Source organism: Corallococcus carmarthensis (genome assembly GCF_003611695.1).
Taxonomy (GTDB): Bacteria; Myxococcota; Myxococcia; order Myxococcales; family Myxococcaceae; genus Corallococcus; species Corallococcus carmarthensis.
In genome coordinates, this window is sequence record NZ_RAWE01000126.1 from 19,831 (window position 1) to 28,214 (window position 8,384).

At 70.6% G+C, this 8,384-nt stretch carries 6 protein-coding genes and 1 pseudogene; 3 read left to right on the plus strand and 4 right to left on the minus strand.

All coding sequences use genetic code 11. The features are described 5' to 3' along the window. Positions 1-132 precede the first annotated feature (132 nt). From D7X32_RS27910 to D7X32_RS27920, 3 genes are read left to right on the plus strand one after another with little or no spacing between them, the layout of a single operon-like run. Entirely contained in the window at positions 133-1,722 is a 1,590-nt protein-coding gene (locus D7X32_RS27910) for a cation:proton antiporter (RefSeq protein ID WP_120605616.1), read from the plus strand. Next, positions 1,719-2,855: a cyclic nucleotide-binding domain-containing protein gene (locus D7X32_RS27915; protein WP_120605617.1), complete on the plus strand. Its 1,137-nt coding sequence runs from the start codon at positions 1,719-1,721 to the stop codon at positions 2,853-2,855. The genes D7X32_RS27910 and D7X32_RS27915 overlap by 4 nt, the downstream gene beginning before the upstream one ends. A 33-nt stretch (positions 2,856-2,888) precedes the next feature. After that, entirely contained in the window at positions 2,889-3,950 is a 1,062-nt protein-coding gene (locus tag D7X32_RS27920; protein WP_120605618.1) for an SDR family oxidoreductase, read from the plus strand. On the opposite strand, the gene D7X32_RS27925 is transcribed toward D7X32_RS27920, so the two are convergent. The 4 genes and pseudogenes from D7X32_RS27925 to D7X32_RS27940 form a co-directional block, all read right to left on the minus strand. Then, positions 3,937-4,485, minus strand: a complete 549-nt coding sequence (locus tag D7X32_RS27925) for a hypothetical protein (RefSeq protein ID WP_120605619.1) — start codon at positions 4,483-4,485, stop codon at positions 3,937-3,939. The two genes, D7X32_RS27920 and D7X32_RS27925, sit on opposite strands and share 14 nt — an antisense overlap. A 75-nt stretch (positions 4,486-4,560) precedes the next feature. After that, positions 4,561-5,733, minus strand: coding sequence for a tetratricopeptide repeat protein (locus tag D7X32_RS27930; protein ID WP_120605620.1), 1,173 nt, complete (start codon positions 5,731-5,733; stop codon positions 4,561-4,563). Positions 5,734-5,785: 52 nt separating this feature from the next. Beyond that, complete coding sequence (locus tag D7X32_RS27935; RefSeq protein ID WP_120605621.1) at positions 5,786-7,501, minus strand: aldehyde dehydrogenase family protein; 1,716 nt, start codon at positions 7,499-7,501, stop codon at positions 5,786-5,788. Positions 7,502-7,587: 86 nt separating this feature from the next. Further along, positions 7,588-8,384: pseudogene (locus tag D7X32_RS27940) on the minus strand (M56 family metallopeptidase); the annotation flags it as partial.

An 8,384-nucleotide genomic window follows, 5' to 3' on the forward strand; every position in this document is an offset into this window, starting at 1 on the left:
GGCGCACTTCAGGCGGGAGGAAGGCAGGCGGGCGGGGCCTTGGGCCGGGCGACGAAAAACAGGCGGTGCCCGTGCACGGTCCGCGCGAATCTGGAAAGCTTCGCGCCCTCCCCTGGTCCCGATGGAGTCGACGTGCTGCTGGAAGTGCCCATCCTCATCGGCCTGATGGTGGCGGCCATCGCGCTTGCGATCGCCGCCAAGCGGGCCAGCGTGCCGTACAACGTCGCGCTGGTGCTTGGTGGCCTGCTCATCTCCGTCGCGCACCTGCTGCCGGGCGTTCCCCCGCTCAACCCCCAGGTGGTGTTCCTCATCTGCTTGCCGCTGTTGCTCTTCGAGGGCGGCATCACCGCGGACCTCAATGGCATCCGCGCGAACGCGGTCCCCATTGGCTTGCTTTCCACGCTGGGGATGATTCTTGCCATTGGCGCCACCGGCGCCGCGCTGCACTGGATGCTGCACCTGGCGTGGGGGCCCGCGCTGCTGCTGGGCTCCATCCTCGCGGTGACGGACACGGTGTCCATCCTCTACGCCTTCCGCCGCGCGCCGGTGCCGGGACGGTTGGCGGGCATCATCCAGGGCGAGAGCCTCTTCAACGACGGCACCGCGCTGGTGGCGTACACGGCCATCGCGGCGGTGGTGGCGGGCGGCGCCGCGCCCACGCTGGGCTCGCTGGGCGGCCACGTGCTGCTCGCGTCGGTGGGCGGCGCGGTGGTGGGTCTGGCCATGGGCCTGCTGGGCGGCTTCATCATCCGGCGCGCGGAGGATCCGCTCGCGGAGATCATGGTGACGACAGCGGTGGCGCTGGCGTCCTACGTGCTGGCGGAAGAGGTGCACCTGTCGGGCGCCATCTCCGCGGTGGTGGCGGGGCTGGCGGTGGGCGTGACGCTTCGGCGCGAGGTGCCCCCGCAGAGCCAGGTGGCCATCCACTCCTTCTGGGAGTACGCCACCTTCGGCGTCAACACGTTCCTCTTCCTCTCCGTGGGCCTGGACACGCGGCCGGAGGCGCTCCAGGGGCACCTGCCGGGCGTGGGCATCGCGGTGGTGGCGGTGGTGCTGGGTCGCGCGGTGGCCATCTACCTGCCCTTCCTGCTGCTGCGCCTGTTCAAGCCCGCGGAGACCATCCCGCTGCGCTGGCAGCACGTGTTCCTGGTGGGCAACATCAAGGGCGCGCTGTCCATCGGTCTGGCGCTGGGTCTTCCGGAGTCCACTCCGGCGCGCGAACAGATTGTCTCCATCGCGTTCGGCGTCACGCTGGTGTCCATGGTGGGCCAGGGGTTGATGCTCACGAGTGCGCTCAAGGCGCTGGGGTTGTTCCAGCAGGACGCGGTGGCGCTGGAGATGGCGGGGCAGCGCGGGAAGCTCATCGCCAGCCGCGCGGCGCACGTGGAGCTGGATGCGTTGCACACGCAGGGGCTGTTGCCGCGCGCGGCCTATGAGCACCTGCGCAGCGAGTACCAGGTGAACATCGCCCGGGCGGAGCGGGAGCTGCGGCGCATCAGCGAGCAGCACCTGGCCGAAGGGGCGAAGGACCTGCTGAGCATGCGCAGGCGGCTCATCGACGCGGAGCGCACGGCGTTGCAGGGCGCGCGGCGCAACGGGCTGATTCCGGAGGCGACGGCGGAGGAGATGCTGGCGCACCTGGACGCGCGGATGTTGGACCTGGAGAAGGTGTTGCACGGCGGGCACCCGAGCAAGGACAGCAAGGAGCACAAGGCGTCATGAAGATCGTCATCGCGGGGGGAGGACGGGTGGGCGGCGCGCTGGCGGCGCGGCTCGTGTCGGAGCAGCACACGGTGACGGTCATCGAACGCGACGCCGCCATCTGCGCGCGCCTCTTCGAGGAGGTGGGCGTGGTGACGGTGTGCGGAGACGCCACCAACCCGCGCGTGCTGGAGGCGGCGGGCATCGGCACGGCGGACGTGGCGGCGGCGGTGCTGGCGCACGACCCGGCGAACCTGGCGTTCACCATGCTGGTGCGCGCGGTGTCCAGCGCGCGCCTGATGGTGCGGATGCTGGACACCAACTACCGCGAGGCCTACCGGCTGGCGGGCGTGAAGGAGCTGGTGGCGGAGGCGGACGTCGTCGTGGCGAAGATGACCACCGCCATCGACTTCCCGCAGGTGTCCGGGTCGCTGCCGCTCAGCAGCGGCGACGCGCTCCTGTTCGAGCTGGCCATTCCCGCGCGCGCCCGGGTGGCGGGGCAGACGGTGGCGCAGGTGCGCGGCATGGAGGGCTTCCCGCGCGAGTGTGTCTTCATCGCGCTGGTGGATCCGCAGGGCCACACCGCGCTGCCGGAGGGCAACACGCAGCTGAAGGCCGGGCACAACATCATCCTCGTGGCGCGCAGGACGCAGGTGGCGAAGGCGGTGGAGTTCCTCACGTCTGAGCCGCCGCTGGGCGCGGGTCTGGCTTCGACGCTGGCGCAGACGCTGCGCAAGCTGGACTTCCTGGCGCCGCTGAGTGACGACGAGCTGGAGGCGGTGGCGCGCGGCGCGGAGCTGCTCCAGTCGCCCGCGGGCACGGAGCTGTTCCGCCAGGGCGACGCGGGCGAGACGTTCTACGTGGTCATCTCCGGCGAGGTGGCGATGAAGGACGGCGCTCGGCAGACGGTGGCCACGGTGAAGCAGGGCGGCTTCTTCGGAGAGCTGGCCCTGCTCACGGGCGAGCCGCGCAACGCCACCGCCGTCACCGCCACGCCGTGCGAGCTGGCCGCGGTGGGCCGCGAGGACTTCCGCGGCGTGATGATGGCCAACCCCGCCGTCGCGTTGGAGATGAGCCGCATCCTGGGCCAGCGGCTGTCACGGCTGGGCGGACAGGCACAGCCAGCGAAGCGGCGCGGGCTGTTCGGCCGCTGAAAAGACAGACATCTTCCCTTCAAGGGTCTTCCCATGACGACGAAGCACACGGCGCTGGTGCTGGGCGCCACCGGCATCATCGGCCGCAACCTCATCACGCATCTGGACACGCGGCCGGAGTGGAAGGTGAAGGCCGTGTCGCGGCGCGCGCCGGACTTCGCCACGCGCGCGGAGGTGAAGTCGCTGGACCTCCAGTCGCCGGACTCGCTCGCCAGCGCGGCGGAGTGGCTGCGCGACGTCACCCACGTCTTCTTCGCCGCCTACCAGGAGCACCCGGATGCCGCGGACCTCGCGCGCATCAACGTGTCGCTCTTGCGCAACATCGTGGACGCGCTGGAGAGGCACGCGCCGGGCTTCCGCCACGTGTCCTTCATCCAGGGCGGCAAGGCGTACGGCGCGCAGTTCGGTCTCTACAAGACGCCCGCCAAGGAGACCGACCCGCGTCACTTCCCGCCGAACTTCTATTACGACCAGGAGGACTTCCTGCGCGACGCATCCCAGGGCCGGCGCTGGAGCTGGACCGCCCTCAGGCCCGACATGATGATGGGCCTCGCCGTGGGCAACCCCATGAACCTGGGCAACCTCATCGGCGTGTACGCGGCGCTGTGCAAGGCGTTGCGCGTGCCCCTGCGCTTCCCCTCCACGCCTCGCGCGTACTCCATCCTGGCCAATGTCACGGATGCCACGGTGCTGGCCAAGGCCATGGAGTGGTCCGCCCTCAACGAGGCGTGCGCGGGCGAAATCTTCAACATCACCAACGGCGACGTCTTCCGCTGGAGCCAGGTCTTCCCGCGCATCGCGGACGCGTTCGGCATCCCCTGCGCGGACCCGCAGCCCTTCTCCCTCACCGAGGCGATGAAGGACAAATCCCCCGTCTGGGAGGCGCTCACGCAGCGCCATGGCCTGCAACCCTACGGCTTGAAGAAGCTGGCCAACTGGGCCTTCGGCGACTTCATCTTCGGCGTGGAGAACGACGCGTTCTTCGACGTGAACAAGGCCCGCCGCTTCGGCTTCCAGGAGATGCACCTGGACAGCACGGAGGCCATGGTCGCGCTGATGCGTCAGCTCCAGGCGGAGAAGCTCATCCCTGCTTGAGGCGCCCGCACACCGCGGACGCCGCCAGGAAGCCCACGCTGAAGGCGTTGCGGAAGCGGTCGTAGAGCATCCCCACGCCCGGCACGTTGGCGATCATGTCGCCGAAGCTCCACATCTCTTCATGCGCGTGGATGAGCGGCAGCACCTCGCCGCCGTCCTCGCCCCTCTGGAGCGTGAAGTCGTAGACGAGGATCGTGCGCAGCGGGTACGTGAAGAGCCAGGCGAACTGCTTGAGGTTCATCACCCCGTCCACGATGGCCCGCCCGCTCTTCCCATCCGGCTCCAGCTGGACATTCAGCTGGAAGATGTCGAAGTCGAAGTGGAACATGCAGTGGAAGCCCGCCGCGCCCTTGCGGTACGTCTCCTTGCCGCCCCCCTTCTGCCAGGGGTCGGTGAAGGTGACGTCCTCCGCCATCATCGGCATCAGCTCCGCGTCCAGCACCGGCGCGGGGATGGACGTGGTGTAGAGCAGCCGCGTCACTTCCCGGAAGCGTGCTTCCAGCTGTTCGATGAGTGCCTGCTCCGCCTTGCGCATGCGCGCCCCCTGCCCGCTGAATTGGACCGCGCCTGAAGGTAGGCACGGGCCCGGGGCAGGGGAAGACGGGGTGCGTCAGCTGCCCAGTTCAGTGAGGAGCTGCGCCGCTTCGTCCTTCACGGCGGCGTCCGCGCCCAACGCCTGCGCCTGCCTGGCGTGCCGGGTGGCTTCCGCCCGGTCGAACGGCTGGGTGGCCCGCGCCAGGTTCAGGTGCGTGAGCGCGTCCTGGGGGTTCGCCTCCAGCACCCGCTCCAGCAGCACGCGGGCCCGCGCATGGTCCTGGTCGCCCATCAACAGGCGCACCAGGTCGTTGGTGGGGCCGGGCTCGTTGGGTGCCGCCGCCACGGTCTCCTCCAGCAGCTTGCGGGCCTCGGCGCGCTCACCCAATGCCTCGTGCGCCTGCGCCAGCGAGTGGCGGATGTCCCACTGGTTCGGGGCGCGCTGGAGCGCTTCAGCGAAGAGGGCCTTCGCCTCCGCCAGCTCCCCGGCCAGCATGCTCGCCAGGCCGTGCAGGTGGACGTAGCGGACCTGCGCGGGGTCCAGCTCGCGCAGCTCCAGGATGGTGCGGCGGGCCGCGTCCTTGCTGTTGGCCTGGAGGTAGAGCCGGAAGAGGTCCTGCAACACCGCCACGCGCGTGCGGCCCTGCGCGTGCTCCAGGGCCCGCGTGGCGGCCGCGATGGCCGGCCCGATGGCGCCATTCGCCGCGTGCGCGCGCGACAGCATCAGGTGCGGCAGGGCCTCCTGGGGCGCCAGCGACGCGGCCTGCTGGAAGTGCGTCGCCGCCGCCGCCGAGTCCTTGCGCAGCACCGCGATGCGGCCCAATTCGAAGTGCGGGTAGACGCTGTGGGGCGCCACCACCTGCGCGGCCTCGAAGGCGGCCTGCGCGCCCTCCAGGTCGCCGCGCTCGGCCAGGAGCGTGCCCAGGTTGAAGCGCTCGAAGTAGCCGGCGGTGGGCGCGGCGGCCAGCGCCTTGAGCGTCACCAGCGCCACGGGGTCTCCCGCCTGCGCCTTGAGCATGGCCAGGTGGGCCTGCGCCTCCGTGTTGTCCGGCTGCACCTGCAACAGGCGCGTCACGGCCCCTTCGGCATCCTTCGCGGCGCCGGTGCTCAGGTGGGTGCGCACCAGGCCCATCAGACAGTCCACGTCCTTCGGGTCGATGGAGAGGCCCTTCTGGAAGCTCTTCACCGCCTCCACGGGCTGGCCCTGCTGCAGCAACTGCCCACCCTCTTGCGCGTACCTGGATGCCATGGTCCCCCCTAACTACCACGAGCCTCCAGAATCCCCGCCTCCCCGCCTGCCCCTACCGGCGCAGCGCGGCCAGGGCGACACCGGGCAGCTTCCACCAGGACGGGGACTGCTCGAATTCCACCAGCCGGCGCCCCAGCTCCGCCATGCCCTTGTGACCCGGCACCCACGGCGGCGCGGGCAGGGACGTGAGCGGGGCGCGCAGGACCGACTTCTCGATGGACTCCAGCATGGACGTGTTGTGCACCCAGCCCTGCCCGCTCTGGATGTCCCGGGACGACGCGGACGGATGCCCACCCCAGGGCAGGCTGCCCAGCGCGTAGCCCGCGGCGGGCCAGGTGTTGAGAGCCACGGTGCCGTAGCGCAAGTCCCGCACCGCCTTCTCCACCGCCGCTCGCACCCGGGGGTCCTTCATCGTCTTCGGATGGACGATGAGCGTCGCGTTGAGGGTGCCCCACACCTTCTCGTTGAGGAACGCCACCGCGGCCTCCAGGAAGGCCACGGGTTCGTCGGAGCCCGGCAGGCCCGTCTCCGATAGCACCGTGCACCAGGGCTCGTGGCGGAACACGCGGTCGTCCGTCTTCGCGGGATCCACGTCCGGAATCAGCGCGTAGGCCAGGTCGCCTTCACCGGGGTTGCCCACGAGCCGCAGGTTCGGGCGCGCGTCCGTGAACTGGTGCCAGCGCTCCTGGGCACCCGGGTAGTACGCGCGGCGCACGGGCGCATGGCCCAGGCTCGCCTGGATGCGGTCCACCAGCATGCCGCGCTTGAGCCAGTCCTTCGGCTGTACCAGCAGCTTCGCCGCGTTGCAGTTGAAGGACGCGTTGTTGGAGACCATGCCGGCGATGTCGTCCGCCTGGAAGCGCAGCTCGCCATCCGAGTACGGCCCCGGCACCACCACCACGGGGGAGATGTTGCCCAGCTCGCTGGAGACAGGTTTCGCGAGCAGCGGTTCGTTCTTGCGTCTGCGCTCGTCGGACTCCGGGCCGGGCGGGCCCCACACCAGCGCGTCGTGGGTCTTGTCGCTGCCGGTGATGTGCACCTCGTCCACCGCGGCGTGGTGGACCAGTTGCGCGCCCTCCTCCGCGCCGCCGTACATGATGGCCAGCGCGTCGCGCGCGACGAGCGGAGCGAAGGCCTGCTCCAGGAACGGGCCCAGGTACGCGTTGACGGGGTTCATCTTGAGCACGCAGACGGTGCCCTCGACGAAGAGCTTGTAGAGGCAGTCCAGCGGCGGGATGGAGTTGACGTTGCCGCCGCCCAGCACCGCGCAGACGCGGCCCTTGTGGGGCTTCTTGTAGAAGGACGCCTGGTGGTCGCGCAGGTTGTCCGCGGTGACGCCCGGCTGGAAGTAGACCTCGCCCGTGGTGCCGGGCAGCAGCATTCCTTCCAGCCGGTCGCGGGGGAACAGCCGTGCGGCGAGCCGGCCGTCCTCCAGCGTGCGCAGGTGCTTGCGGGGGATGACGGGCACGCCGTGCTTCTGGATGTCCTTCAGCGCGTCCGAAAGCAGGCGCAGGTTGCGCACCACCACCATGGGCCCGCCGAGCCACTCCTCACCCGCGAGTGGACCGCCGGGGTCGATGCCCTTCGCCTCGCAGGCCGCGCGCACGCTGGGCTCCGCGATCGCGACGTACGCGGGGCGCAGCTGATCCAGGAGCCGGATGCGCTCCGTCAGGGCGAGCTTCGCCCACGCGCTCGAGCCCTCTCGGACCCGGCGAACCAGGATGTCGATGGTGGTGCGTGACGTGGACTGCGGGACGGCGGCGGACATGGCGACCTCCGAGACAGGCTTCACACCGGGTCCCGGTATAGGGAACCCCCGCGTGCGCCGTCACCGAGGGGCCGCGCCCTCCGTCCTCAGGTGGGCAGGGGCTCGGCCAGGCCCTTGCGGATGGCCTCGTCGATGACGGCCGTCACCTTCTTCATCTGCTCACGGCTCTGGGCGGCGTGCTGCTCGGCCAGCTTCGACATCTCGTCGCCCAGCTTCTCCTGCTCCTCGCCCAGCTTCCCCTGCTCCTCGCCGAGCGCCTCCATCTTCTGGCTGAGCTCCTCCTGCTGCTTGTCGAGGCCCTCCAGCTCCTTGTCGAAGGACTCGTCGCGCTTGTCGAGCTCCGCCTCCTGACGGTCGCGGTCGGGGCTGTCACCGAGCGAGTGGAGGCGGGCGCGCTCCATGTTGATCTCCGCGCGCTTCGAGGCGATGGCGGCGTGCTTCGCGGCGATCTGCGACATGGGATAGCCCAGCTCCGCCTGCTTCTGGCCCAGCGCGGCCTGCTTCTGGCCCAGCGCGGCCTGCTTCTCGCCGAGCGCGCCCTGCGCGTCACCCAGCTTGCCGGCGTCCTCCATCAGCTTGCGCACCTGCTCCAGCGTCTTCGCGTCGCGGATCAGCATGGGCTTGTCGTCGCGGCGCACGAAGAGCAGGTCCTTGCCCTTCTGCTTGAAGGAGCGCGCCAGGTACAGGTCGTCCGTGGAGCCGGCCATCATCGTGCGGCCGTCGGAGAGGTACGCGAAGGTGTCGCCGTCCTCGAGCCCCATGTCCGGCGGAGGGGCGGGAGGCGCGGGAGGACGCGGGGCGGCCGCGAGCATGGGCGGCGCGGGCGGCACCGGGGCCAGCGCGCCACGGGCCGGAGACGCGGGCGGCGCGGGCGGCACCGGGG

Coding starts and splice junctions, on each gene's coding strand:
- D7X32_RS27935 (WP_120605621.1), bottom strand. CDS start 7,501: ATGTCCGCCGCCGTCCCGCAGTCCACGTCACGCACCACCATCGACATC.
- D7X32_RS27915 (WP_120605617.1), top strand. CDS start 1,719: ATGAAGATCGTCATCGCGGGGGGAGGACGGGTGGGCGGCGCGCTGGCG.
- D7X32_RS27920 (WP_120605618.1), top strand. CDS start 2,889: ATGACGACGAAGCACACGGCGCTGGTGCTGGGCGCCACCGGCATCATC.
- D7X32_RS27925 (WP_120605619.1), bottom strand. CDS start 4,485: ATGCGCAAGGCGGAGCAGGCACTCATCGAACAGCTGGAAGCACGCTTC.
- D7X32_RS27930 (WP_120605620.1), bottom strand. CDS start 5,733: ATGGCATCCAGGTACGCGCAAGAGGGTGGGCAGTTGCTGCAGCAGGGC.